Origin of the sequence: Humibacillus xanthopallidus, from assembly GCF_044793955.1 — a bacterium.
Taxonomy (GTDB): domain Bacteria; phylum Actinomycetota; class Actinomycetes; order Actinomycetales; family Dermatophilaceae; genus Humibacillus; species Humibacillus xanthopallidus_C.
Genome location: NZ_CP084995.1, coordinates 2,801,886 through 2,828,555 on the forward strand (window position 1 = coordinate 2,801,886; position 26,670 = coordinate 2,828,555).

Genomic DNA, 26,670 nt, shown 5'->3' on the forward strand with positions numbered 1-26,670 from the left:
CTGCCGTCGTCGGGAGCCAGCGGGAGTCAGCAGGGGTCGGCGGGAGTCGACCCTCGCGTCTCGACCCGCCTCAGAGGCGCGGGAGGTAGCGGTCGAGCTCGAACTGGCTGACCTCGTGACGGTAGTCCTGCCACTCCTGGCGCTTGTTGCGCAGGAAGAAGTCGAAGACGTGCTCGCCGAGGATGTCGGCGACGAGCTCGCTCTCCTCCATCACCTCGAGGGCACGGCCGAGCGAGGTCGGCAGCGGCTTGATGCCCATCGCCCGACGCTCGGAGTCGGTGAGGCTCCACACGTCGTCCTCGGTCTCCGGCGGCAGCTCGTAGCCCTCCTCGATGCCCTTGAGGCCGGAGCTGAGCAGCACGGCGAAGGCGAGGTAGGGGTTGCACGCGGCGTCGAGGGAGCGCACCTCGACCCGGGTCGACTGCCCCTTGTTGGGCTTGTGCATCGGCACCCGCACGAGGGCGGAGCGGTTGTTGTGGCCCCACGTGAGGTGGGCGGGCGCCTCTCCCCCACCCCAGAGGCGCTTGTAGGAGTTGACCCACTGGTTGGTGATGGCCGTCGTCTCGGCGCCGTGCCGCAGCAGCCCGGCGATGAACTGACGACCGACCTTGCTCAGCTGGTAGGGCGCGCCAGCCTCGTAGAAGGCGTTGGAGTCGCCCTCGAAGAGCGAGAGGTGGGTGTGCATGCCCGAGCCGGGGTGCTCGGAGAACGGCTTCGGCATGAAGGTTGCGTAGATGCCCTGGGTGAGCGCCACCTCCTTGACGACCGTGCGGAAGGTCATGATGTTGTCGGCCGTGCTGAGCGCGTCGGCGTAGCGCAGGTCGATCTCGTTCTGGCCCGGGGCGCCCTCGTGGTGGCTGAACTCGACCGAGATGCCCATATTCTCGAGCATCGTGATGGCGGCGCGACGGAAGTCGTGGCCGGTGCCGTGGGGCACGTGGTCGAAGTAGCCGGCGTCGTCGACCGGCACCGGACGCCCGAGCGGACCCCGCTCCTGCTCGAGGAGGAAGAACTCGATCTCGGGGTGCGTGTAGAACGTGAAGCCGAGGTCTGCGGCCTTGGTGAGCGCGCGCTGCAGCACGTGCCGTGGGTCGGCGAAGCTCGGCGCCCCGTCGGGAAGCTGCAGGTCGCAGAACATCCGGGCCGTGCCGGGCGGGTCGCCTCGCCACGGCAGGATCTGGAAGGTCGACGGGTCGGGCTTGGCGAGCATGTCTGCCTCGTAGACCCGGGTGAGGCCCTCGATGGCCGAGCCGTCGAAGCCGATCCCCTCGGCGAAGGCACCCTCGAGCTCCGCCGGCGCGACGGCCACGGACTTGAGCGTGCCGAGCACGTCCGTGAACCAGAGACGGACGAAGCGGATGTCGCGCTCTTCGATCGTGCGCAGCACGAACTCTTCCTGACGGTTCATGTGTCGATCCTGCCGCATCGCTGTTTCGCGCATGTGACGACACCCGCGCTTTTAAGACGGCACCGCTGCCGTATGCCGTCCGGGCGAGGGAACGGCCCCCGGGGAGCTGGTCCCCGGGGGCCGTTCACCGCACTGGCGGCTCGTCAGTCGTCGAGCGGCCTCACGGGGCCGGGTTGACGACGCGGACCGTCATGTTCTCGGCGTTGTCGGAGGTCGCGGTGACCGTGAGCCTGACGCCGGCACCGGCGACCTTCGTCGAGCCGAGCGGGTTGGCCGAGTCCCAGTAGCGGTTCGGGTCGCTGTCGTCGAACGTCGGGATCGCCGGGCTCGACCGGACGTAGACGCCGTAGCCGTTGCGGTGGAAGGTCACCGCGTCGGTGCGCTCCTGGCCGAAGGTGGCGTCGAAGGGCTGACGGCGGTTGCCGAGCAGCACGGCCGACCCACCGGGGGTGCCAGGAAACTTGATCGCCTTCGGACGTGCGTCGACCGGCAGGACGAGCCCTGCACCCGGGTGCGCCGAGGTGTTGTTGTTGGTGAACTCACCGTTGGCGAACCAGACGAGCAGACCGTTCTGGTAGGGGAACTTCTCGACCCAGTTCGGACGGGTGTCGGCCCAACCGAAGTTGTAGGGGCCCGTCTTGAGGGTCCGGTCGTAGCCCGTGTAGGAGCGGTTCTCGGCGATGTAGAAGTCCTGCACCTGGCGCGAGGTGGTGCCGCTGCTGACGGTGAAGCCCTTCGCGGTCCACGACCCGGCACCGGCCTCGACGTCGTCGACCGGTCCGGCCACGCCGTCCTTGGTCACCGAGATGTCGTCGATGAACGCCTCGCTCGAGACGCCGCCGTCGGTGGAGACCCGGAAGCGGAACTGGACCGACTGGCCCTTGTAGGCCGAGAGGTCCCAGCTCTTCTGGCTCCAGGCGAACACCCCGTCGATGGCGGGGCCGACCTGGGTCCAGCTGGCCCCGTTGTCGGTCGAGACCTCGCCGTAGAGGTAGTCGTAGTCCACCTCGAGGTTGCCCTGCACCCAGGCGCTGATCGACGCGGAGGTCGTGGCGCCCGTCAGGTCGACGGTGCGGGCCAGGGTCGAGTTGAGGTTGTCGCCGAAGCCGCTCCACCACTGCGCCGTGCCGGAGTGCGGCGTGTTGCGCTTCGTCGTGACCGTGCGCTCCGGCAGCGGGACGATGGTGGCCTGCGGCTTGACCCCGTAGGAGTAGTCCCACGTGCTCGCCTTGTCGAGCACGACCTTGGAGGCCGGGCCCATCTTGACGTTCCTCGTCTGGCCGGGTTGCACGACGGCGTAGTCGAGCCAGCCGAGTTGCAGCTTCTCCCACGCGCCCATGTAGGACGGGCGGGTGCCGATGTCGGTCTTGCTCCGGCTCATCCAGGAACCGCCGCTCATCAGCGTCCAGTAGCCCGTGCCGTTGTCGCCACCGGCGGTGTCGTAGAGGTCGGGCAGACCGAGGTCGTGACCGAACTCGTGGGCGAAGACGCCGAGGCCGCCGTTCTCGGGCTCGGTCGTGTAGTCACCGATCCAGATGCCGGAACTGCCGAGCTGGGTGCCGCCGGCCTTGTTGAAGCTGGGACCCTGCGAGCCCGCCGTGTTGGAGTAGGCGTACCAGCGGTGCGACCAGATGGCGTCCTCGCCCTGGGCTCCGCCGCCGGCCTCCTCGCCCTCGCCGGCGTGGATCGCCTGGAAGTGGTCGATGTAGCCGTCGGGCTCGTTGAAGTCGCCGTCACCGTCGTAGTCATAACGGTCGACCTTGTCGAACTGCGCGAGGTAGGTCTTGATCTGCGCGTCCGTCTTGCCTGCGGCCTTCTCGGCGTTGTACCAGGCGGTCGCTGTGTCGCGCACGAACGGCCAGTAGGTCTGCGAGTCGGAGACCTTGTTGGAGCCGTATCGCGCCTCGTTGTTGGGCACCTTGACCCAGTCCGAGACGTCACCCTTGGCGAGGAAGCGGCCGTTGGACTGCTTGAGGTAGAAGTCGCGGAACGAGTCCGTGGCCCCGAACATCAGCTGCTGGTAGTGCGCGCGGTTGAAGTCCGGCAGCCAGTACGTCGAGTTGTCGTCGGTGGGGCTCCTGTCCCACACCCGGTCGGGCTCCTCGATCTGGTTGTGCAGCGGACCGGCGCTGCCACCCGTGGTCGGGTTCACCGTGTCGCCGAACTCGACGAGGATCGTGAAGATGTCCTCCTCACGGTCGACCGGGTAGTTGACGTACTTGGACGTGGCGACCGAGCGGCCGTTCTTGTCCTTGGCCCTCGACTTGACCTCGATCACGCGGTTGCCGTTGATCGTCCGCGTGGTGGCCTCACCGTTGATGAGCTTGGTGATGGCGTCCTGGCGCTCCTTGGCCTGTGCCTCCGCGAGCGGGTTCGGCAGGTTGTCCGGGCGCGAGGCCTGGGCTGCAGCGGGGTCACCGCTCGCCGGGGCCTTGGTCGTCGGTGTTGCTTGAGCCTGTGTCGGGGCAACAAGAACGGCAGCGGCAAGCGCTCCCACAGCTATCCCCGAGACAGCGCTCCATCGGCGCTGGTTCACAACTCTCCTCCTGGATCGGTGGCGACCTCCTGATGAGGCGCCCCGGCCATTCGAGCACAGCGTGCGGGGCTGTGGGAGGTTGAGCGCCCAGAAGTCGGCCCGGGAATCGAAAGAGATTGTGCGACAAGCGATTTGCGCCGCGAGCTCGGGACGCGAGAGGGCCCCCGAGATGATCTCGGGAGCCCTCTCGGTCAGTCGACCGTCAGGTCACTTGAACTTGACCTTGACCTGCAGCTCGTTGCCGCCGTCCGTGGTCTTGCTCACGGTCATCGTCGTGCCCGAGCCGGCCACCTTGGTGGACGCCCACGGGTTGGCCGAGGACCAGTAGCGGTTCGGGTCCGAATCGTCGAACGTCGGGATCGCCGGCGACGACGGGACGACTGTGGGGACACCGTTGCGGTGGAAGGTCACCGCGTCGGTGGCCTCCTGGCCGAAGGTGGCGTCGAACGGCTGGCGACGGTTGCCGAGCATCGTCGACGTGCCGTCGGCGTTCTTCAGCATGATCGGCGCGGGACGGGCGTCGACGGGCAGCACCTGGCCACCACCGGGGTGGTCCTTGGTGTTGTTGTCGGCGTAGTCACCGTTGGCGAACCAGACGAGCATGCCGTTCTGGTAGGGGAAGCGCTCCACCCAGTCGGGCTTGGTGGTGGTCCAGCCGAAGTTGTACGGACCGGTCTTCAGCGTCGCGTCGTAGCCGCTGTAGGTGCGGTTCTCGGCGAAGTAGAAGTCCTGGACCTGCTTGGACGTCGTGCCGCTCGTGACCGAGAAGCCCTTCGCCGTCCACGAGCCCGCGCCGGCCTCGACGTTGTCGACCGTGCTGACACCGTCGACGGTCACCGAGATGTCGTCGATGAAGGCCTCGCTCGAGACACCACCGTCAGTGGCCACCCGGAAGCGGAACTGCACGCTCTTGCCGACGTAGGCCGACAGGTCCCACGACTTCTGGGCCCAGGCGAAGACACCGTCGGTGGGGGCACCGATCTGCGTCCAGCTGCCGCCGTTGTCGGTCGAGACCTCGCCGTAGAGGTAGTCGTAGTCCGGCTCGAGGTTGCCCTGCACCCAGGCGCTGACCGACGCGGACGTCTTGGCGCCCGTGAGGTCGACGGTGCGCGTCAGCGTCGAGTTGAGGTTGTCTCCGTAGCCACTCCACCACTCGGCCGAGCCGGAGTGCGGCGTGTTGCGCTTGGTGGTGACCGTGCGCTCCGGCAGCGGGACGACGAGAGCCTGTGCGGAGCCGCTCTTCGTGGCCTTGTCGGCCTGGCTCAGCTTGACCGTCATGTCCTCACCGAAGGGCACCGTCTTGTAGTCGAGCCAGCCGAGCTGGAGCTTCTCCCACGGACCCATGTAGCCGGGCGTCGTTCCGATGGAGTCGGTGCCGCGGTTGAGCCACGACCCGCCGCTCATCAACGTCCAGAACGCGGTGCTGTTGTCGCCGCCGTTGGTGTCGTAGAGGTCGGGCAGACCGAGGTCGTGACCGAACTCGTGCGCGAAGACGCCGAGGCCGCCGTTCTCGGGCTCGGTCGTGTAGTCACCGATCCACATGCCGGTGTCACCGAGCGGCACGCCGCCGAGCTTGTTGAAGTCGGGGCCGGCCGAGCCGGCGCTCGTGGAGTAGGCGTACCAGCGGTGCGACCAGATGGCGTCGGCGCCCTGGGCTCCGCCGCCAGCCTCCTCGCCCTCGCCGGCGTGGATCGCCTGGAAGTGGTCGATGTAGCCGTCGGGCTCGTTGAAGTCGCCGTCGCCGTCGTAGTCGTAGCGGTCGACCTTGTCGAACTGCGCGAGGTAGGTCTTGATCTCGGCGGGCGTCTTGCCGGCCGCGACCTGCGCGTCGTACCAGGCCTTGGCGGTGTCGCGCACGAAGGGCCAGTAGGTCGAGCTCTGGGCGAAGCCGTTGGAGCCGTAGCGGGCCTCGTTGAACGGCACCTTGACCCAGTCGGACACATCGCCCTTGGCGATGAAGCGGCCGTTGGACTGCTTGAGGTAGAAGTCCTTGAACGACTCGCCCTCGCCGAACATGAGGTCCATGAAGTGCGACCGGTTGAAGTCGGGCACCCAGTAGGTCGAGTTGTCGTCGGTCGCACTGCCGTCCCACAGGCGGTCGGGCTCGGGGATCTTGTTGTGCAGCGGTCCCGGGGAGCCCTTGGTGCTGGCGTTGATCTGGTCGCCGAACTCGACGAGGATCGTGAAGATGTCCTCCTCGCGGTTCACCGGGTAGTTGACGTACTTCGACGTGCCGGCCTTGCCGTTCTTGGCCGTGGTCTTGACCTCGATGACGCGGTTGCCGTTGATCGTCTTGGTCGTCGCCTCGCCCTTGAGGAGCTTGGTGACGGCAGCCTTCGTCTCGGCGGCCTGGGCCTCGGCGAGCGGGTTGGGCAGGTTGTCGGGGCGCGATGCCTGGGCCTCAGCGGGGTCTCCGCTGACCGGGGCCGGCGCCGCCGGCGTTGCCTGAGCCTGCATCGGGGCGGTGAGGCCGGTGACGACGAGCGCCCCCACGGCCAGCCCGGAGACAGCGCTCCAGTGACGCTTGTTCAAGATCTGTCCTCCTGATGGATCTGACGCCAGAGCGGCGCCTCAGGTATGAGAGCACAGATGCGCCACAAATTGAGGGTTGCACGTGAAATCCATGTAAAAACTTGGGCCGCAGGCAATTTCAGCAGCACAACCTTAAAGAGGGCGTAAATTTTTGCAGTCACCTTGGACACCGGATGTGCCCGGTGAGCGGGCAAGGTGGCAACCACCTCCGAGCCGGACCGGTTGATAGCAGTCGCTGCCGGAAGGCGGACGGCAGGCGGTGACGGAAGGCGCCGACGGAGGGCACCGCTAGCATCGGCGCCATGAGCGCGCAGGCACCTGAGGAGCCCAACCCCTACGGCTCGGCCGGTCAGCCCACGGGCGGTGCCGCCGCCGCGGTGGGTGCCCCGTCCACCGCGGGTGCGTCACCCTCGCCACGACGGGTGCGCATCCCGCACCTGCACGCCATGAAGACGGAGGGCCGCAAGTGGGCGATGCTCACCGCATACGACATGTATGCCGCCCAGATCTTCGACGAGGCCGGCATCCCCGTGCTGCTCGTCGGCGACTCGGCGGGCAACAACGTCTACGGCTACGAGACGACGGTGCCGGTGACGCTCGACGAGATGGTGCCGCTCGTGCGCGCCGTCTCGTCGGCGGCGCGGCGCGCCCTCGTCGTGGCCGACATGCCGTTCGGCTCCTATGGCGCGTCGGTGGAGCAGGGCTTCACCAGCGCCGTGCGGCTCATGAAGGAGGGGCTTGCCCACGCCGTGAAGCTCGAGGGCGGCAGCCCGATGGTCCCGCTCATCAGGGCCCTCACCGACGCCGGCATCCCCGTGATGGCGCACCTCGGCTTCACGCCGCAGAGCGAGCACCAGCTCGGCGGCTACCGCGTGCAGGGGCGTGGCGACGCGGCCGAGGAGCTCATCGCCGAGGCCCGCGCGGTGCAGGACGCCGGAGCCTTCTCGGTCGTCCTCGAGATGGTGCCCGCACCCGTCGCGACGCGCGTCACCGAGGCGCTCGCGATCCCGACCATCGGCATCGGAGCCGGCAACGGCACCGATGCCCAAGTGCTCGTGTGGAGCGACTTCGCCGGGCTGCGCAGCGGCAAGGCACCGCGCTTCGTCAAGAAGTACGCCGACCTGCGCGGCACCCTCATCGACGCCGCCCAGGCGTATGCCGCTGACGTCGAGTCGGGCGCCTTCCCCGCGGCCGAGCACTCCTTCGAGTCCTAGGTCCCGGCCGCGGGCCCCGCCGCGACGCGTCAGTCGTCCAGCTCGTCCTCGTCGCGCGCCCCGGCGCCATCGCGCCACGCGCGGTCCTCGGCGTCCCACTGCTCCGTCTTCTTGTGGGCCGTCTCGAGGGCCGCTCTCGCCTCCGCCTCCGTGGCGTAGGGGCCGAGCACCTGCTCGCCTCGGCTGCGGTTGTCGTCGCTCTCGACCTGGCCGGTGTCGACGTTGTACCAGAAGCTCACTGCCACTCCTCACATCTGCGCTGACGTCCTGAACTGGGAGGTCCGGGTCGTGGGCGGCCCGCGTCGGGGCGCGCTCACGACGACCTAGACTCCACCGTATGCCGTTGCTCCACGCCCCGGTGGCCCCGCACCCGCTGAGTCCGCGCCGCGCTGTGCCCAGCTCGATCGAGCGACCGCACTACGTCGACGTGCCCGACCCCCGCGAGGACGGCGACGCGCGCATCAAGGATGCCGAGACGATCGAGCGGATGCGTGTCGCTGGGCGCATCGCCGCCCAGGCGATGGCCGCGGCGGCGGAGCGCATCGCCCCGGGAGTGACGACCGACGAGCTCGACGCCGTGGCCCACGAGTTCATGCTCGACCACGGCGCCTACCCGTCCCCCTTGGGCTACAAGGCCTTTCCCAAGTCGGTGTGCACCAGCGTCAACGAGGTGATCTGCCACGGCATCCCCGACGCCCGCCCGCTCGAGGACGGCGACATCGTCAACATCGACGTCACGGCATACATCGGTGGCGTGCACGGCGACACGGACGCGACCTATCTCGTCGGTGACGTCGACGAGGAGTCGCGCCTGCTCGTCGAGCGCACCCACGAGGCGATGATGCGCGGCATCCGCGCTGCGCGTCCGGGCCGAGAGATCAACGTCATCGGACGGGTCATCGAGAGCTACGCGAAGCGCTTCGGCTACGGCGTCGTGCGCGACTTCACCGGCCACGGCATCGGCACGGAGTTCCACTCCGGCTTGATCGTGCCGCACTACGACGCTGCGCCCCACTACGGCACCGTCATCCAGGCCGGCATGACCTTCACGATCGAGCCGATGCTCAACCTAGGCACCCACGAGTGGCGGATGTGGGACGACGGCTGGACCGTCGTGACCCGTGACGGGCAGCGCTCGGCGCAGTTCGAGCACACCATCCTCGTGACGGACACCGGCAACGAGATCCTCACGCTCCCGTAGGCTCCTCACGCCAGATCCGCACCACCTGGTCACACCAGCAGTTCTCGACGCACCCCGGACCTCGACAAGGAAGTTGCAGCACATGGGCAAGAAGGGCAAGCCACTCGGCATCGACATCGGCGGCAGCGGCATCAAGGGTGCCCCGGTCGACCTCGCGGCCGGTGAACTCGCCGGGGCGCGTCTGAAGATCCTGACCCCGAAGCCGGCAACCCCTGACGCCGTGGCCGAGGTCGTCGACCAGATCGTCGACCACTTCGCCGAGCAGACCGGTGACTCCCCCATCGGCGTCACGGTGCCCGCTGTCGTCATCCGGGGCACGGTGCTGTCGGCCGCCAACATCGACCCGTCGTGGCTCAACACCGACGCCGAGGCGCTCATCAAGGAGCACACGGGGCGCTCCGTCACGGTGCTCAACGACGCCGACGCGGCCGGCATCGCCGAGTTGCACTACGGCGCAGCCAAGGGCGTGCAGGGACTCGTCATCCTCACCACCCTCGGGACCGGCATCGGCACGGCGATCATCCACGACGGACGCCTCGTGCCCAACTCCGAGCTCGGGCACCTCGAGATCGACGGCTACGACGCCGAGGACCGTGCGGCCTCGTCGGCCAAGGACGCCGAGGAGCTGTCCTGGACGGAGTATGCCGAGCGCCTTCAGACCTACTACGACACGATCGAGAAGCTCTTCTCGCCCGACCTCATCGTCGTCGGCGGCGGCATCTCCAAGGACAGCGAGAAGTTCCTGCCCAAGCTCACGCTGCGCTGTCCCATCGTGCCTGCACAGCTGCGCAACCAGGCCGGCATCATCGGTGCCGCCCACCTCGCCGTCGAGCGGTCCAAGACTTCCTGACGCAGGGCCCCCGCCGCGGATGGAAAGTGCCCACTCGACCTACAGACCCCGTCGAGTGGGCACTTTGCACCGCACGTCCACACCCCACGGGGCCCAGGCCCCGGTGGAAAGTGCCCACTCGACCTGCAGACCCCGTCGAGTGGGCACTTTGCATCGCACGTCCACACCCCACGTGGCCCAGGCCCCGGTGGAAAGTGCCCACTCGACCTGCAGACCCCGTCGAGTGGGGACTTTCTGACGGGGTATGCCGGTCGGAAACTGGGCACTCGACCCACCATCACGTCGAGTGGGCACTTTGCATCGCGCGTTCACACCCCACGGGCCGAGTCTCCGGTGGAAAGTGCCCACTCGACGGTGGGCGGTGGGGTCCTGGTGTCAGGTGCGGCGGAGGGCGGCGAGGAGCTCGGGGCCGCTGCGCTCGAAGATGCGCGCCCCGATGCGGATGCCGACGAGGGCGGCCGCGACGCCGAGCACGACGCCGAGCACCGCGGTGGCCCAGACGGCCCACACCTGCCCCTGCCACCCGAGCCAGGCGAGCACGACGACGGGCGAGGCGATCACCGCGGTGCCGATGCTCGCCACCGTCTGCGAGAGCAGGGTGACGCCGGCAGCACCGGGCGGTGAGGCAAACGGGCTCTCCCCCGACTCGGGCACCGGGTAGGGCAGCACGACGCTCATGATGCTCGAGAGCCCGTAGCCCGCGCCGAGCAAGGCCACCGAGAGCCCGACCAGGCCGCCGAGCAGGTCGAACCGCTGACCGACCCAGGCGCCAACGACCGCGTAGGTCGGCAGGAGCACGGCGGCGAGCAGCACGGAGGAGACGAGACGACCCCGCCGGTCGGCGCCGCCGGGGGTGGCCGTGACGAGGTGCAGCCAGATCGCATCGGAGTCGTAGGCCACCGCGTTGTGCTCACCCCAGCCGAGCAGGAAGGCGACGAGCGGCGCCATCAGCAAGGGGGCCCACGCCACGTCGCCGAGGTAGTAGGGCACGAGCAGCAGCAGCGGCACGAGCGGCGTCATGATGACCGAGACCTGGAAGCGAGGGTCTCGGCGGTAGTAGGTGAGCACGCGACCGGCCACCGCCCCACCGGGAGTGTCGGGCAGGCGCCCGAGCAGCCCGAGGTCGCCGTCGGCTGCCACCCCCGCGTCGGAGCGCGAGATCGCTCGGGGGTTCTCGACCTGGTCGGCCACGGCCGCTGCCCAGAGTCGTCCGACGAGGAGCAACGTCGCAGCGCCGAGCCCGAGCCGCACGAGGCCAATGAGCGTGTCACCCGCGGCGATGTCGCTGGGGGCGGCCCACACCCACCCGAGCGGGGTCCACGCGACGACGTCGGACAGCAGGTCGGCCGTGGCCTTCGCGTCGTCGCTCGACCGGCCGACGATGGCCACGACCGGCGCCACGACGACGAGGAGCAGCAGGGCCGCGATGCCGAGAGCGTCACGACCGCGCCGCGACTGCAGGGCGCCGGTGGACCTCGCCGAGACCCACCGGCTCGTCGTCACTGCCGTCAGCACCCCGATGACCACGGAGAGCAGGCCGACCACCGACGACGCGAGCGTCACTGTCGAGGCGACGAAGACGCCGGTCATGATGACCCCGGTGGCGATCGCGGGCAGGCCGATGAGGGCCGACAGCGCCAACCCGACAGCGAGGTCACGCGTCGGGATCGCGAACGTCGAGAACCGCGCCGGGTCGAGGGTCGGGTCGGACCCGAACGTGAAGAGCGGCACGATCGTCCACAGCACGATGGTCGCGGCCCCGACGAGCGGGATCACCACCCGGGCGTCACCGGGCGAGGTGCGCAACGACGCCAGCGCCACCGCGACACCGACGACCGCGAACGAGAAGTAGATGATGCCGGCGATGAGGCCGATCGTCTGGGCCCGACTGCGGCGGAAGAGGTTTCGCAGGAGGAGCAGCTTCAGTCGGAGGAGGTGCGCAACCACGACAGCCCCTCCACCTCGGTGCTGCCGCCGACGAGGTCGACGAAGCGCTCCTCGAGGGAGCGACCACCGCGCACCTCGTCGATGGGTCCGACCGCCAGCACCTGCCCGTCGGCGATGACGGCGACGTGGCTGCACAGCCGTTGCACGAGGTCCATGACATGGCTCGAGAGCACCACCGTGCCGCCGGCGGCGACGTAGTCCTCGAGGATGCGGCGGATCGTGGCCGCCGAGACGGGGTCGACCGCCTCGAAGGGCTCGTCGAGCACGAGCACCCTCGGCGCATGCACGAGCGCGCAGGCGAGCGTGGCCTTCTTCGTCATGCCGGCCGAGTAGTCGACGACGAGCTTGCCCTGCGCCTCTCCGAGGCCGAGCGCCGCGATGAGCTCCGAGGCCCGCTCGGTCGCGAGCTCACGTGGCATCCCGCGCAGCAGTCCGGCATACGTGATGAGCTGGAGCCCGGTGAGCCGGTCGAAGAGCTTGAGCCCGTCAGGGAGCACGCCGAGGAGCCGCTTGGCGGCGACGGGGTCGGCCCAGACGTCGTGGCCGAGCACGAACGCCTGACCGTTGTCGGGGCGCAGCAGGCCCGTCACCATCGAGAGGGTCGTCGTCTTGCCGGCACCGTTGGGACCGACGAGCCCGAAGAACGACCCGCGCGGCACGTCCAGGTCGATGCCCCGCACCGCGATGAGGTCACCGAAGCGCTTCCCGAGCCCGCGCATCGCGATGGCCGGGCCTTCCCTCGGCGAGCCTTGCGGCGCAGGCAGATCCGTCACATGACCAGACTCGCTCACGGCACTCCCCCGAGGTCGGCCATCACTGCGACACGGTCAGAAGGTCGCGGACTCGTCGTCGCGCAGATCGACGTAGTCGAGACCCTCGACCCCGGAGAACTGCAGCACGTGGCCGGAGTACATCTGCCGCCCCTGCTGCGAGAGCAGCCCGTCGTGGATCGGGAGGAAGACCGAGGGCGAGATGCGGGCGACGAAGGCGATCGAGTCGCGACTGGCGGCCCACGGCGCGTTGAGCGGATGGGCGAGGACGTCGACGGGACCGGGCTCGGCGTCGTAGGCGTCGCCGGGGTGGAAGAGCGTCGGCTCGCCGTCGGCGCGCAGCACGACCCCGACGTTGGGGATGCGCGGCATCGCGTCGTGGTTGAAGGCGTGCAGCTCACCGACGGGCGTCACCGTCACGTCACCGACCTCGAACTCCTCCCCCTGCCGCGTCGGCACGGCCGCCAGCCCCTCGGACCGCAGCGACTCCGCCGTGAGCGGGTCGGTGTGCACGGGAGTGCGGGGGTTGGCCCGGATGAGCCGCGGCGCGCGCTCGGGGTCGAAGTGGTCGGGGTGGTTGTGGGTGACGACGATCGCGTCGAGATCGGTGAGCTCCTCGAAGCCCGACGAGAAGTTGCCGGGGTCGATGAGGATGCGGCGATCGGCCGTCTCGACGAGCAGGCAGGCATGTCCGAGGTGAGTCACGCGCATGGCTCCACCTAATCACGCGCACCCGACGAGACGGCATACGCCCTGCTGGGCAAAGGCGCCCGCGCGCCGGGAGCTCGATGGCACACTCGCGTCAGCGGTGTGGCCCGGTCGGGGGTGCGCGATGACGACGAGGTGGGCGGCGTGACGGAGGCGGCCGGGGTGTCGGACGACTTGGCGCTGTTGCGCGCCTACGAGCCGGTGGTCCGCCTCACCGACGGGGAGTACTTCGTGCCGGTCGCCGTCGACGCCTACGTCGCGGGAGCGAGCCTGATCCGCAACGAGGCCGGCACCACCGAGGTGATCGCCGGCCCGGGGTCGCTCACCCTCGACATGCTGGCCGACGTGGGCGCGAGGCACGACGGCCCCGGCCTGTCGCTCAGCGGGCTGACCGAGCCGACGTCGTGGTGGGCCCGCGTGCGGCGCCTGCTCCCCGGCACGCGCCCGAGCTTCCACGCGGGCAGCCGTCTGGCGCAGGTGGGGCTGCTCGGACGCACCATCGACACCTTGAGCCGGCTCTCGCTCCTGCTGCGGGGCTCCGTGCCCGGCGGCAGCGCTGCCACGGCGTATGCCGTACAGCAGGAGCGCCTGTCGCCCCACCGTCCGACCTACTACGGACGCGTCGTCCGCAGCGACGACTGGATCGTGTGCCAGTACTGGTTCTTCTACTCCTTCAACAACTGGCGCTCCGGCTTCTCCGGTGTCAACGAGCACGAGGCCGACTGGGAGCAGGTGACGGTCTTCCTCGACGGGTCGGGCACCCTCGATGCCGACGGGCTGCCGCCGGCGCGGTGGGTCGTCTTCTCCGCCCACGACGAGGTCGGCGACGACCTGCGCCGGCGATGGGACGACCCCGACCTCTCGATCGTCGGGGGCCGGCACCCCGTCGTCTTCGCCGGCGCCGGGTCACACTCCGGCGCCTACCTCGCTGGCGACTACCTCATCACCATCACGCCGCCGTCGTTGGGCGGCATCGTGCCCGCGGTGCGCAGCGTCGCCAAGCTCTTCGCCCCGTGGTTGCGGGCCGCGCAGAGCAAGGGTCTCGGCATCCCCTACGTCGACTACGCCCGCGGCGACGGCCCGGCCTTCGGTCCGGAGCAGGCGCTGCCCTGGGAGCCGGTCGTCATCGACGAGGACACCCCGTGGGTGCGCGACTACCGCGGTCTCTGGGGGCATGACACCAAGGACCGCCTCGGCGGCGAGCGGGGGCCGGCAGGCCCCCGCTACGAGCGCAACGCCACGGTGCGGTCGTCGTGGGGAGACCCGGTGGGCTGGGCCGGCCTCGGCAAGGTGGCACCGAGCCCCGAGGCGGAGTCGCGGCTCGTGGCCGACCGGCTCGCCGAGATCGATGCCCAGCTGGCGGTCCTCGAGGTCGAGGCCGCGCAGGCGCGGCACGCCCTGACGACGCGGGCCGCCGGCCTGGGCCCTGACAGCCCCACGGTGCACGCCCTGGCGCCGGACGAGCTGGCCCTCAGCACCCTGCGCATGAGCGCGGTGCACCTGCGCGACGAGCGAGCGAGCATGGAGCGCGCCCAGCTCGAGGGCCTGCCGGTCGCCTCGCCGCACGCCCACCTCTCGCACCGCCGCACCCCGATCGCCGCCAGCGACCGCGCCCGCGACCGGCTGCTCGGCTTCTGGGCCGTCGTCAGCACCCCGTTCGTCCTCTACCTGCTGGCCGGCTTCTTCGAGGAGGAGGTCACCGACCGACCCCTGGCGGCCCTGCTGGCCATCTTCCTGGTGCTCGGCATCGAGGCGTTCGCCCGGGGCTACCTCGCGGCCTACCTCCTGCGTGTCGTCGCCGTCATCGCGCTCGTGGTCCTGCTCGTGCAGTTCGCCGAGAACTGGCAGGTGGTCACCTACTGGGTGCTCACCTCGGCGGCCGTCCTCGTGCTGCTCGTCAACCTGCGCGACGCCCTGAGACGGTGAGACGCTGAGACTCTGAGACGCTCACGGCAGCCGCTCAGCGCTCGGCCGCGCCTGCCCCCCGACGGCGCAGACGCGCCCAGGGGCCGGTCGTCGGAGTGACTCGCAGCGGGCCGGTGTCGGTCGGCCGCGACGCCTCGTCCCGCGCCTCCTCCAGCTCGTGGACCGCGCGCATCGCGTCGCTGATGAGCGAGCCGTAGACGGGCCACTGCTCGGGGTCGTCGAGCGGGGTGACCCTGACCTCCTCGCGGAGGTCGACGAGCACCTCGCGGGCATGCTCGATGTTGCGGTCGAAGGCCCGGGTCGCCTCCTCGTCGTGCAGCCCGAAGTGCTGGACCGCCTCGGCCATCGACGCCAGGGTGTCGGCGTAGCGGGCGAGGAAGTCGGGCGACGGGGCGGGGTGGCGCTCGTCAGCGGCATCGACGAGCGTGCGCCCGATGCCGGTCACCTGCCAGAGGACGTGCCGCAGCGTCTTGACCGTGATCTCGTAGCCCTCCCAGTGGACGTCGGCGGGTCGGATGCCCTCGCGAGGGTTGAGTCGCGTGCTCTCCTGCCCGGTGCGGATGTCGTCGACGATGAAGCGGGTGCGGTCGGCGATGTCGCCCCCGCGCCGATACCACCCCCGCGCGGTCTCCGCGTCGAAGCCGCGGCGCAGCCCGTCGGAGAGCTCGAGCAGCAGGTCGCGCACCTGGTCGGTGAGCGCCTTGACCCGCTGTCGCGGTTTCGTCAGGTGCAGCGGGGCGAAGACGAGGGCGTTGACTGCAACGCCGATGATGCCGCCGGCGATCGTCTCGATGATCGTCAGGGAGGTGAAGTCCTCGTCGGTGCCCTTGGCCGTGATGAGCGCCAGCAGCACCATCGCCGGCACCTGGATGCCGTGGTCGCCGAGGCGCGACCAGCGTCCGATGACGAGCGCGACGAGGATGACGACGAACATCGTCCACCAGTTGACGCCGACGAACGTCGCTGCCACCCAGGCGACCCCGAGACCGAGCACGACGGCGGCGATGCGCTGCGCACTCGCCGACAGCGACCGCACCATCGTGCGGTCGACGACGAGCAGCGCGGCCATCGGGGCGTAGAACGGGACAGGGCTCTGCAGCACGTGCATGGCGAACTGCCACGCGAGCACCGTCGCGAGCGCGGCCTTGATGAGGAGCATGAGCGCGTCGCGCTCGGGTCCGGGCTGCCGCAGCGCCTTGCGCAGGGCGCGCAGCCGCGTGCGGGTGTCATCACGCCACTAGCTCATCGCGATCGGCCTCCGCGCTGCCCCGTCAGCCGGGTCGAGCCGGTGCTGGATCGTCCCACGGTCACCATTTTAAGCCCCCGCCCAGCAGCCGCTGGACCCTCCCGCGCACCCGGCCGGACGGCATACCGCGGCGTCTGCGGCGGAGGCGCCCTCAGTCGAAGGCCGCCTCGCGGAACTCCTCGCGTCGCCGCGTGGCGTCCCTGACCCGCTGGAGCTGCTCGTCGGTGCACGGGAGGTCGTAGACGTCGCGCACGAACTCCGGGAGGTCGGCCCGGTAGTCGTGACCCCACGCGGCATACGACCCCGCCACCTGGGCGTTCTTCATGTCGACGAGCGTCTGGAAGAACGTCGTCACGGGGCGCCACCGCATCGCCGCCGGTATGCCGCGTGGCGAGCGCCCCGGCACCTCCTCGGTGCGCGGCCGGTCGGGTCCCAGCCAGTCCGGGCGGCGGCTCAGCAGGTCGGGGCCGAAGCGGGTGACGCCGTCGTTGTCGTGGCTGAGCAGCACGTAGCGCACCCGCGCGCGGGCCTCGTCGTCGATCTCGAGGAACTGCTCGTGGTCGTTGACGACGGCGACGAGTGCGGGGTCGACGTCGGGCCGGGGCGCGCCCGTGACCTCGCGCATCCACTTGCTGCCGGCCGGGGTGCCGATCCACAGGGCGCGGTCGATGCCGAGCGCCTGCGGTCCGAGCGTGCCCCAGCCGAGGAGCACGTCCTGGCTCGTGTGCGCTCCCAGCGACTCGCCGAAGAGCACCACCCGGGGCCGGCGGTCCGGGGGCATCGCGCGCACCCGCTCGAGGATGCGCAGCCACAGCAGGCGGTTCTGCTCGCGGGCGTCGCGGACCTTGCCGAGCGACAGCGGCGACGGGCGCTTGGAGTACTGCATCGTGACGCTCGCGACGTCACCGCGCGTGAGGTACTGCGCGGCGGCGACGGCGACGTAGTTGACGTAGCCCGTGCCCGTCGGCGAGACGAGCATGAGCATCGAGCGCGACCAGGCGTCGGTGCGGTCCATCTCGGCGATGGCGAGCTCGACCCGCTCCGTCGGTGTCGGCGCGCTGTCGAGTCCCACGAAGACCTGCACCGGGTGCGCCCTCGCCGGCTCGCCCATGACCGTGGGGATCGACAGGTCGTCGGGCACACGTCCGCCGGGAAGTGGCGGCGGGTCCACCACCACCTCGGGGCGCACGAACGTCACGGCGTGCCGGCGGCCCTCGCGACCGAGGGAGTCCCACGACACGAGGCTGGCCGGGTCGCCGCTGACCATGGGGTGCGTCCAGACGCCCGGCGCCGCCTGCATCCACGGGTCGACGTCGGAGCTCCCGGCCTCGATCTTCAGCATGGCCCGACTCCACAGGGCGTTGACCCCGAGACCCGCTGCGGCCGCGAAGGCGGCGTGCGAGGCGAGTCGCCACACCAGACCGGAGCCGGGGGTCGGCCCGGGAGCGATCCGCCGCACCTGCTCAGCCGTCCACCGCTCCACCCACCCTGAACCCCAGAGCACGGCGAGCACTGCTGCCCCCGCCGCCAGCCCGGGCACCGTCGGCACGTCGTCGCTCGGGCGCGCAGCCGTGTCAGGGCCGGTGGTGGTCGGCTCGGGCACGGATGCACGAGCGCGCTCGATGACGGCGGCGGTCAGCAGACCCACGGGGATCGACAGGGGCAGGGCCGCGATGCGCCCGTCGGCGCCGACCGCACGGTCGAGGGCGCGCGCGCCGGCCTGGCTGCCGAGCAGCACGCAGCCGCACAGCGCCGTGGTCCCGAGCCGCCACGCCGCCTGACGCGCTGCGCCGCGGGCCGGGGTCGAGACACCGGCACGATCGAGGTATGCCGTGAGGCCGAGACCCAGGGGCACCGCGCCGAGCTCGCTGACGAGCCCTGCCACCGACCGACGGCGGGCGTCGGACCACCCGTCGGGGAAGACCGCGGACGTCGCGGCGAGGCCGGCGACCACGTCGATGACGTCCTGGGCGCCGAGGGTCATCAGGTAGTGGGAGCCCGTCGACAGCCCGGTGATCACTCCCTGGTCCTGCCAGCTGCGCTTCGAGAGCGAGGGCGCCAGCGTCGGGGGTGTCATCGCCGCAGCCATGACGAGGCCGACCTGCTGCCCGGTGTGCCCGGTGTGCCCGGAGTCCGACGGTTGCACGAGTCCTCCCAGCGCTGGGTCCGGTCAACACGAGGCGGTTGCGCCTCGTCCTCGATCGAGCATCGCTCGCTGGCGCTCGCACCGCCGTCATCCCATCAGGGTGAACTTCGCCGCTGGGGCGGGGTCGGGCGGCGCAGGCCCTCCACAGGCCGGGCGGAGGCCGCCATCATGGACGCATGGCTGCGAACGAGGACGTCGACCTGTCACCTGCTGCGCTGCACCTCGAGTCTCCCGACGGACGCTCGTTCGTCGTGAGAGGGCCGGCGAGCCAGCGCCCGCGAGTGGGCGACTACCTGGAGCTCGACACCGTCGGCGGGCCCCTCGCCTTCGTCGAGGAGGTCCTGAGCGACGCCGCGGGAGCCGGCTTCGTCGCGAGCGGATCGCTCGTCGGGGAGAGCGCGAGCGCGTCCGACGAGCGAGCCCGCTGGGCCCAGGCCCCGTTGCGCCCGACCCAGGACGCGGCCGTGGAGGCGCTCCTGTCGGGTTCGGACCCCCGGCTGCACCTCGGCCACCTCGTCGACCACGCCGAGGTCGGGGTCGCGCTCATCCCCAAGCGGCTCAACCGGCACACCTTCTGGTGCGGGCAGAGCGGCTCGGGCAAGACCTATGCGCTGGGCGTTCTGCTCGAGCGAATCCTGCTGACAACCAGGCTGCCGATGGTGGTCTTCGACCCCAACAGCGACTTCGTGAGACTCGGCGAGATGAGCCCCGGCGCAGACCCGGAGTCCGTTGCAGCACTGGCGGATCGGGACATCGTGGTGCTGAGGCCGGGCGACGAGCGGTCGCCGCTGCACGTGCTCTTCAAGGAGATGACCCCGAGGGCCCGCGCCGCCGTGCTGCGCCTGGATCCCGTCGTCGACCGAGCGGAGTACAACGCGCTCCTCGGCCTCATGGCCGACCTCGACGCCGTCGACACACCCGACATCGTGGGGCACCTGCACTCACTGGGTGACCCCGACGCGACCGCCCTCGCGCAGCGCCTCCAGAACCTCGGGGTGCTCGAGTGGAAGACGACCTGGGCGTACGGGGCGGAGAGCGCCACGGCGGTGATCGACCGGCGCCCTGCGGCGACCGTGCTCGACCTCGGTGGCTACGACCGCAACGAGGAGCAGCTCACCGTCACCCTCGCCGTGCTCGACGACCTGTGGGCCCGGCGCGCCGAGCGCCGGCCGCTCCTGCTCGTCATCGACGAGGCCCACAACCTGTGCCCGCCCGACCCCGAGACCCCGCTCGGCGTCGCCGTGCGCGACCGCCTCATCCAGATCGCCGCTGAGGGGCGCAAGTACGGTCTCTGGCTGCTCCTGTCGACCCAGCGCCCCTCGAAGGTGCACCCGGGCATCGTGTCGCAGTGCGACAACCTCACCCTCATGCGGATGAACTCGCGCGACGACCTCGACCAGCTGTCGGCGATCTTCGGCTTCGTGCCGCGGGGGCTGCTGGCGCAGGCAGCGCGCTTCCGGCAGGGCGAGGCCCTCGTCGGGGGCGGCTTCGTGCCGATGCCCAGCATCGTGCGGGTGCGCGGGCGGGTGACGCCCGAGGGCGGCATCGACGTGCCCGTCCCGATGCCCTGATCCGATGCTGCGAGCACAGTTGGGCCTTTGGGTCGTTGGATCGTTGAGTCGTCCAGTCAGTGGAGCAGGGACTTCGACACGACCATGAGGATGCCGAGCAGGCCCGCCAGAGCGGACTCGATGAGGGCCTCGCGAACGGTCGAGCCGGCATACCGGGCCGCAAGGTAGGCGATCGCGCCGAGCACGACCACCGTGACCCACAGGGCGATGTCGGTGGCTGTGCTCGGCGAGACGCCGAGCGCGATCGAGACGGCGAAGGTGCCGAGCGCTGGCACACCACCGAGCAGGACACCGGACTCGTGGCTGGCCGCCGCGGCGAAACGGTGCCCGATGGAGTCGCGCCCCTCGCGGAACTGGTGAGCGAAGACGCGCACGTAGACGTCGGCGAGGAAGTAGACGCCGAGCACGAAGACGGTCGTCGCGACGATGCGCTGGGCGGAGGTCTCGTGGCCGGCGGACGCGCTCATCACCGCGCCGGTGATGATCACCCCGTAGAGGAGTCCGGACGGGTGGCGCGCGGCGACCCACAGACCGGTCTGGTGACGTGCGTCCTTCAGCTCCACGGGCCACTCCTGCACTCTCGCGACGTCGGCCTGTCAGGTCTCACGGTGCCAGACCCACCCGGGGCCCGTCGACCGCTGTGCCGTCCGGATCATCGTCATCGTCATCGTCATCGTCGTCGGCGACGTCGGTGTCTTCGGTGTCGTCGGTGTCCTTGGAGCCCGGGGCACGGCGTGGCAGGCGTCCGGTGGCGAAGAGCGCACCCACGGTCAGCAGGGCGGTCACGCCGAAGGCCTCCCGCAGGGCCTCGAGCCGGGCTGCGGAGTTGACGTCGATGATCGCCTGGGCGGCGTCGCCGGTCACACCGGCCTCAGTCAGCGCCTCGTCGAGCTGCTTGTCCGAGATGAACGGCACCCCGCCGACGAGCTGGGTCGAGGCCTGGGCCTTGACCGAGTCCGGCACGTCAGGGTTCTCCTGGATGCCGCTGACGACCGACGCCGTGAGCGTCCCGAGCAGCACCGAGCCGACGAGCGCCGTGCCGAGGGAGGCGCCGAGGTTGGTGCCGGTGTTCTGCAGACCGCCGACCTCAGCCGCCTCGGAGTCGGGGACGGCCGACACCGTGACGCTGCCCAGCTGTGAGGACAGCGCGCCGAGGCCGAAGCCGATGAGCAGCATCGGGATCGCGACGACGCTGGCGTTGGCGCCGGGGTCCATGCCGCCGACGAGCACGAGCACCCCCGCGAGCACGGACAGCAGCCCGATCCTCACGACCCTCTGCGGGTTTGCCTTCGGCCATACCTTGGGGATGCCGGCGGCGGCCAGCAGCAGGGCGAAGGAGAGCGGCAGGATGCGCAGACCGGTCTGGAGCGCGTCGAGCTCGAGCACCACGGAGAGGAAGAGGGGCACGGCGAAGAAGACACCGGCCTGCACGATGTACTGGGAGAAGAACATCGTGAGGCCGCCGACAAGCCCGCGGTTGCTCAGCATGACCGGGCGCATCAGCGGCTCCCTGCCCACGCTCACGAGGTGGTTCTCCCAGCGCATGAAGACGAAGACGACGAGCAGGCCGAGCACGATGAGCCAGATCGACGGTGACGCGCCGAGGATCGTCGGGGCGCCGGGCTTCGGCGCCACCCAGCCCCACTCACTCGTGCGCAGCACGCCGTAGACGATCGATCCCAGACCGATGACCGACAGCAACGAGCCGACGTAGTCGATCTTTGCCGGTGCCGGTGGCACGTCCGCCATCTTGCGCAGGAAGAGCAGGATGACGAGGACGATGACGACCTCGCCGAGGAAGACGTAGCGCCACGAGAAGAAGGTCGTGACGGCCCCGCCGATGAGCGGACCGGCGGCGACCGCCATCGCTCCGGCCGCGGCGACGAGACCGTAGGCCGCAGCGCGTCGCTCGGCCGGGAAGTTCGCGGCCACGAGGGCGACGATGGCGGGCATGATGAGCGCGGCGCCGAGGCCCTCGAGCACGGACCAACCGAGCAGGAGCACCCCGAGGTTGGGTGCCAGCGCCGTCGTCAGGGATCCTGCGGCGTAGATGACGAGACCGATGCCGAAGGCCCGCCGCCGACCGATGATCGTGCCGATCTTGCCGCCGGTGATCATCATCGTGGCCATGACGAGGGTGTAGAGCGTGATCGCGGTCTGGATGCCGCTGATGGTCGTGCCGAGGTCACTCGCGACGACCGCCATCGAGACGTTCATGACCGAGCTGTCCAACGTCATGACGAACTGACCGGAGGCGAGCAGCGCCAACACCATGGACGCCCCGGTGCGCACGGGAGTGGTGGTCGCCACGAGTGCCCCTCCCCCTGCGTTGCCTCGAAGGGCGCCCGTCGACGCCGCGGATGCGACCAGTCGACCGGAGGACCTCGGACCCGGCATCACCCCCGGCAGGTGAATCGACCGCACGGTGATCGCACGGTCGAGCGGGACCGCGCTTTGCCGACTCCAGACCACTTCTTTACGCAACCCGGGGAGCGCTGACCGGTCGACGGGACGAGTATCAGCAGAACGTGCTGTCCTTTTGCAGAAGGAGTAGTCCATGCGTCGCCGTCACCCCCGTCTCGTCGCCCTGCTGACCACGGGAGCCCTCGTCCTCGGGCTCGCCCCAGCGCTCGCAGCAACCTCTGCGGGCGCCGAACCTCCGGGTGGGCCGCCGGGCGACACGGTCAGTGCGACACCGGCCGGGGTCTCCCTCGTCCGCGTCGTCGTGCCGGACCAGGCCGCGATCGACCGGCTCACCTCACTCGGTTTCGACGTGGCCGAGTACACCCGGCCGGTGGAGGGCGGGGTGGAGGTGCACGTCGTCGCCGACGCCGAGGCCACCCGGGCGATCACTGCCCTGGGGTATCGCGTCGGTGACCCCGTCACGAGTCCCTCGGACGTCGCCCGCAACCGTGCCGAACGGTCGGCGACGATCGCCGCCGAGGCCGCTGCCACGGCGACCGCCGACACGTTGACCGTGCTCCGGGCCGAGTGGTTCGTCTCGACCGGCAACCAGCGCTTCCTCTCCGTCGAGGTCAAGACCGACGCTCCTACGGCGACCAACATCCTGACGGTGCAGTGGGATTCGGGCGCCGGAACGGCGATGGGCTCGGGCGGCAGCGCGACCATGTCACGCTTCGTCGATGCCGGGCAGTACATGTACCACCGCTTCAACACCCCGGTGCCGGTGACCTCGGCGCCGTCAAAGGTCGCCATCACCAGCAGCGTCGGGGCAACCGTGACGACCGACGTCTCTCAGTGGCTCGGCACGCCACGCAAGGCCCCCAGCCCGCACTACGTGTCGGACTTCGTCGACCACTACATGGACCCGACGGAGATCTACGGGCGGTTCGCCTCGCTGGCCGCGGAGTTCCCGTCGCTGACACAGCTCGTCGACCTGCCCCACAAGACCAACGGCTACCGCCGCGCGGCTCAGGCCACGTTCGGCACGGTCGCCTCGAGCACTCTCTACGTCACCTCCAAGGCCTACGGGCACGAGGGCGGCAACGACCTGACCGTTGCCCTGGTCGACCCCGGGACCTCGAGCGCAGCGCTCAGCGTGTCCGTCGCAGGCTCGGCGATCACGGTCAACCTCGCCACCGGTCCGTCCGGTGGCGTGACCTCGACCGCTGCACAGGTCGTGGCGGCGCTGATGGCCTCACCGGCGAGCTCGGCGCTCGTGACCGCCAGCACCTACCGAGGCAACGCGGGTGCCGGAGTCGTGGCTTCGGCAGGGGCCACGAAGCTGAGTGACTTCCTCAACGCACCGCCGTCCGTGTCGCGCGAGCCGTTCCAGGTGCAGGCGCTGCGCATCGGCAAGGCGCGTGACGGGTCGCGCACCGGCGTCTTCCTCTACTGCCAGGAGCACGCCCGCGAATGGGTCACGCCGCTCGTGTGCGTCGAGACGGCCGAGCGCCTGGTGCGCAACTACCAGAAGGACCCGACCACGCGGAAGCTCGTCGACAACCTCGACATCTTCATCGTGCCGTCGATCAACCCGGACGGTGCGCACTACAGCCTCTATGACTTCGCCAGCCAGCGGAAGAACATGACGAACCACTGCGGGCCCAACGACGCCGACCCCGCCCGCCGCAACTCGTGGGGCGTCGACATCAACCGCAACTTCTCGGTGGGATCGGTCTTCGACGGCTTCACCGGCGCCTCGGCGACGAACTGCCTGTCGGGCACCTTCGCCGGTCCGGCCGAGCTGTCCGAGCCGGAGGCACTCAACGAGGTGTGGCTCGTCAAGGCGTTCCCCAACATCAAGTTCGCGATGAACACGCACTCCTACGGCGGCTACTTCATGTGGCCTCCGGGCGCCTACAAGGCCGCGAACCGCGAGACGCTCCCGCCCGTCGAGCTCGGCACGGAAGAGTTCTTCTGGGCCGCCTCCGACCACATCCTCGCGGCGGTCAAGGACTGGCGCGGCACGGCCATCTGGCCCGGCCAGACCGGCCCGGTGACCGACGTGCTCTACTCCGCCGCGGGCAACTCCGCCGACGAGCTCTGGTACAACCACGGCATCATCGGCTGGGACTTCGAGGTCGGTGCCGACATCTGGAACCCCACGACGAAGCGCTTCGACCCGGTGGGCTTCCAGCCCCCGTTCGCCGAGGGTCACCAGGAGGCCATGGAGTTCGCGAACGGTCAGATCGGCATCCTCGAAGTCGCGCTCGCCCACGAGACCGACACGAGGCCACCGACGTCCACCCTCGTCGTGGAGGAGCAGCAGCCGGGGACCACGGAGTTCACCTTCACGACGAGCGAGCCCGCGACGGTCTACTACACCCTCGACGGCACCCGTCCGACCCTCAGCTCGCCGAAGCTGACACCGTCGGGCCTGCGCGAGGGAGCCGGCTCGGTGACGGTGACCGACCGCACCGAGGTGCGCTGGTTCTCGACCGACATCGCCGGCAACACCGAGGCGCGCTACCAGCCCGACGGCAACGGGCAGAACTTCAGGCGGCAGGTCGTCACCGTCCAGTGACCCTGTGCCGCCGGTGACTGCTCCGGGTGAGCCCGGCCCTCAGGGGCCGGGCTCATTCGGTCGATACCGCCCGGTCTGTCCCGCCCAGTCGGTGCCGCCCCGTCTATCCCGCCAGGTCTGCCGCCTGGGCACCCCGGCGCGAGGGCGCACGGACAGGAGAGGATGTGCGCATGGCGAAGCCCGATGCCGGCCCACGGTTCATCAAGCGCCGCGGTCATGACCTGACCGTCAAAGACAGCGACGGCGTCAAGCACCACGCCACACTGGAGCCCGTCGACCGGCACGGGACACATGACGCCGGCGCGTTCGCGTTCGGCTACTGCAAGAGCTGCGACTGGACCGGACCCGCCCGCCGGGCCCGTGACAAGGCCCGTAAGGACGCGGTGGCCCACCAGGACGAGTGCACCAGCAAGGGCAAGATCCGGATCGGCGTGAGCGACGACGACCCGAGATAGGCGATCGGGGGTCCGGGGGGCCTGGGGGGGAGCGCACCCCGGAGCCGGCGAGCCTCTCTAGTGTCGCGTGACCGCTCGGGCCAGCCAGATGATCGCGGCCTGGGCCACGACGAGGAGCAGCCAGTGCGCGCTGACGTCGGACAGGGTCGCGAGGACCCACGTCAGCAGGACAATCTGCGCGATGAGCGCGGGTCCATCTCGCCACGTGCCCCATAAGGGTGGCCGCGCTCCGGCGACGACCGGCTGCTCCGTCTCGACCTCAGCGTCAGTCATGGTCAACCAGAGGCTCAGCGTGGGGTGGATGCGTGAGCGCACCACCGGCTGCAGTCGATGGGTGATGGTCGTCCACAGGCACCTCCACGTCGCACGGGCATGGGACACGAGCCGGGGTCTGGGGCTGCTGCGTTTCAGGCTAGCTCAGATCGACTGTCACAGCAGCGTTTTGACCCCTATTCACCGGATTGGCCGGTACCGGTTGGCGTGGCCGCAGGCACCGGCGACGCGGCCGCGAGCTGTCCTGACCGGACGGGGTGGGCGGGTTGGTCCGGATGTCGCGCCACCACCAGGACCGTCACGGAGGTCAGGGCCGCTCAGCCGCGGGAGCTGGGGAGCTCAGCAGGCCCAGCCGGTATGCCAGCCACGGAAGGTTCGCGGTCAAGGCGGGTTGCCAGGCGTCCCACGTGTGGGTCCCCGGGACGACCTGGAGCTCGACCTTGATCCCAGCCGACCGCATGGCGGTGTAGACCTCACGGCCCTCGTCGCCGTAGGTCTCGTCGTCCTCGCCCACCACGACGATGCCCTCCGTCCTCGCGTACGAGTGCTGGCCGGACTTCAGGACGTCCAGGGCGTTCTGCGGCACAGATTGATGATGTGCGGGCACCCCGTCGTTCCGGGAACACCTCAGGGCCATCCACGGTTGGGCCAACCACGAGCCGACAGACCTCTCGCTCACCCAGCAGCCGGTCTTTGTCGCGAACGGCGACCACGACCGGATGGTGCCCACCCGCAACTCGGTGGACCTGGCTCGCGGCTGCCGATTGCCCATCTCACATCTACCCCGAAGCGGACCATGGCGGCATCTTCCAACTCCACGCTGAGCCGTGCCAGAAGCGCTGGACTTCCTCGATGACTGACACCCACCGCCCCGAGAGCAGTCCGACCATGAAGGCCTTC

General features: G+C 70.1%; 20 protein-coding genes. 7 read left to right on the top strand and 13 right to left on the bottom strand.

The features are described 5' to 3' along the window. Window positions 1-70: 70 nt before the first annotated feature. From LG278_RS12520 to LG278_RS12530, 3 genes are all read right to left on the bottom strand, one after another. Entirely contained in the window at window positions 71-1,408 is a 1,338-nt protein-coding gene (locus LG278_RS12520) for a glutamine synthetase family protein (RefSeq protein ID WP_404387307.1), read from the bottom strand. A gap of 160 nt (window positions 1,409-1,568) precedes the next feature. After that, the gene (locus LG278_RS12525) at window positions 1,569-3,905 is read right to left on the bottom strand and encodes an immune inhibitor A domain-containing protein (RefSeq protein WP_404387308.1); all 2,337 of its coding nucleotides are present in this window, start codon (window positions 3,903-3,905) and stop codon (window positions 1,569-1,571) included. 246 nt (window positions 3,906-4,151) lie between these two features. Continuing rightward, window positions 4,152-6,476 carry an immune inhibitor A domain-containing protein gene (locus tag LG278_RS12530; RefSeq protein WP_404387310.1) on the bottom strand — a complete coding sequence of 775 codons (2,325 nt, stop codon included), beginning with the start codon at window positions 6,474-6,476 and terminating at the stop codon, window positions 4,152-4,154. 302 nt (window positions 6,477-6,778) lie between these two features. On the opposite strand from LG278_RS12530, the gene panB reads away from it, so the two are divergent. Beyond that, window positions 6,779-7,690 carry a 3-methyl-2-oxobutanoate hydroxymethyltransferase gene (gene panB, locus LG278_RS12535; RefSeq protein WP_404387311.1) on the top strand — a complete coding sequence of 304 codons (912 nt, stop codon included), beginning with the start codon at window positions 6,779-6,781 and terminating at the stop codon, window positions 7,688-7,690. 29 nt (window positions 7,691-7,719) lie between these two features. Here panB and LG278_RS12540 read toward each other — a convergent pair whose 3' ends face one another. Continuing rightward, complete coding sequence (locus LG278_RS12540) at window positions 7,720-7,929, bottom strand: methionine aminopeptidase (RefSeq protein ID WP_404387312.1); 210 nt, start codon at window positions 7,927-7,929, stop codon at window positions 7,720-7,722. Window positions 7,930-8,027: 98 nt separating this feature from the next. On the opposite strand from LG278_RS12540, the gene map reads away from it, so the two are divergent. Together map and ppgK are read left to right on the top strand one after the other, a co-directional pair. Further along, window positions 8,028-8,891, top strand: coding sequence for a type I methionyl aminopeptidase (gene map, locus LG278_RS12545; RefSeq protein WP_404387313.1), 864 nt, complete (start codon window positions 8,028-8,030; stop codon window positions 8,889-8,891). An 82-nt stretch (window positions 8,892-8,973) separates the two neighbouring features. Next, the gene (gene ppgK, locus LG278_RS12550; RefSeq protein ID WP_404387314.1) at window positions 8,974-9,741 is read left to right on the top strand and encodes a polyphosphate--glucose phosphotransferase; all 768 of its coding nucleotides are present in this window, start codon (window positions 8,974-8,976) and stop codon (window positions 9,739-9,741) included. 375 nt (window positions 9,742-10,116) lie between these two features. On the opposite strand, the gene LG278_RS12555 is transcribed toward ppgK, so the two are convergent. The 3 genes from LG278_RS12555 to LG278_RS12565 form a co-directional block, all read right to left on the bottom strand. Next, window positions 10,117-11,688 carry a hypothetical protein gene (locus tag LG278_RS12555; RefSeq protein ID WP_404387315.1) on the bottom strand — a complete coding sequence of 524 codons (1,572 nt, stop codon included), beginning with the start codon at window positions 11,686-11,688 and terminating at the stop codon, window positions 10,117-10,119. Next, window positions 11,664-12,407, bottom strand: a complete 744-nt coding sequence (locus tag LG278_RS12560) for an ABC transporter ATP-binding protein (protein WP_404393636.1) — start codon at window positions 12,405-12,407, stop codon at window positions 11,664-11,666. The genes LG278_RS12555 and LG278_RS12560 overlap by 25 nt, the downstream gene beginning before the upstream one ends. Before the next feature lie 108 nt (window positions 12,408-12,515). Then, complete coding sequence (locus LG278_RS12565) at window positions 12,516-13,169, bottom strand: MBL fold metallo-hydrolase (protein ID WP_404387316.1); 654 nt, start codon at window positions 13,167-13,169, stop codon at window positions 12,516-12,518. 141 nt (window positions 13,170-13,310) lie between these two features. Here LG278_RS12565 and LG278_RS12570 point away from each other — a divergent pair, with 141 nt between their 5' ends. Then, window positions 13,311-15,092 (top strand): hypothetical protein, encoded by a 1,782-nt coding sequence (locus tag LG278_RS12570; protein ID WP_404387317.1) that lies wholly within the window; start codon window positions 13,311-13,313, stop codon window positions 15,090-15,092. Between the two features lie 34 nt (window positions 15,093-15,126). Here the strand turns inward: LG278_RS12570 and LG278_RS12575 are convergent, their stop codons facing one another. Continuing rightward, the gene (locus tag LG278_RS12575) at window positions 15,127-16,251 is read right to left on the bottom strand and encodes an aromatic acid exporter family protein (protein ID WP_404387318.1); all 1,125 of its coding nucleotides are present in this window, start codon (window positions 16,249-16,251) and stop codon (window positions 15,127-15,129) included. A 238-nt stretch (window positions 16,252-16,489) separates the two neighbouring features. Beyond that, a complete protein-coding gene (locus LG278_RS12580; RefSeq protein WP_404387320.1) occupies window positions 16,490-18,484 on the bottom strand; it encodes an alpha/beta-hydrolase family protein in 1,995 nt (664 codons plus the stop codon). Between the two features lie 176 nt (window positions 18,485-18,660). Between LG278_RS12580 and LG278_RS12585 the strand changes: the two genes are divergently transcribed. After that, complete coding sequence (locus LG278_RS12585) at window positions 18,661-20,055, top strand: ATP-binding protein (RefSeq protein ID WP_404387321.1); 1,395 nt, start codon at window positions 18,661-18,663, stop codon at window positions 20,053-20,055. Window positions 20,056-20,111: 56 nt separating this feature from the next. On the opposite strand, the gene LG278_RS12590 is transcribed toward LG278_RS12585, so the two are convergent. Next, window positions 20,112-20,618 carry a hypothetical protein gene (locus LG278_RS12590; RefSeq protein WP_404387323.1) on the bottom strand — a complete coding sequence of 169 codons (507 nt, stop codon included), beginning with the start codon at window positions 20,616-20,618 and terminating at the stop codon, window positions 20,112-20,114. 40 nt (window positions 20,619-20,658) lie between these two features. After that, window positions 20,659-22,365: an MFS transporter gene (locus LG278_RS12595; RefSeq protein ID WP_404387325.1), complete on the bottom strand. Its 1,707-nt coding sequence runs from the start codon at window positions 22,363-22,365 to the stop codon at window positions 20,659-20,661. A 247-nt stretch (window positions 22,366-22,612) separates the two neighbouring features. On the opposite strand from LG278_RS12595, the gene LG278_RS12600 reads away from it, so the two are divergent. Next, entirely contained in the window at window positions 22,613-25,042 is a 2,430-nt protein-coding gene (locus LG278_RS12600) for a M14 family metallopeptidase (RefSeq protein WP_404387327.1), read from the top strand. A 170-nt stretch (window positions 25,043-25,212) separates the two neighbouring features. Next, entirely contained in the window at window positions 25,213-25,497 is a 285-nt protein-coding gene (locus LG278_RS12605; RefSeq protein ID WP_404387329.1) for a hypothetical protein, read from the top strand. A 57-nt stretch (window positions 25,498-25,554) separates the two neighbouring features. Here the strand turns inward: LG278_RS12605 and LG278_RS12610 are convergent, their stop codons facing one another. Together LG278_RS12610 and LG278_RS12615 are read right to left on the bottom strand one after the other, a co-directional pair. Then, window positions 25,555-25,815 (bottom strand): hypothetical protein, encoded by a 261-nt coding sequence (locus LG278_RS12610; RefSeq protein ID WP_404387331.1) that lies wholly within the window; start codon window positions 25,813-25,815, stop codon window positions 25,555-25,557. 262 nt (window positions 25,816-26,077) lie between these two features. Next, window positions 26,078-26,356 carry a hypothetical protein gene (locus LG278_RS12615; RefSeq protein ID WP_404387332.1) on the bottom strand — a complete coding sequence of 93 codons (279 nt, stop codon included), beginning with the start codon at window positions 26,354-26,356 and terminating at the stop codon, window positions 26,078-26,080. Window positions 26,357-26,670 lie beyond the last annotated feature (314 nt).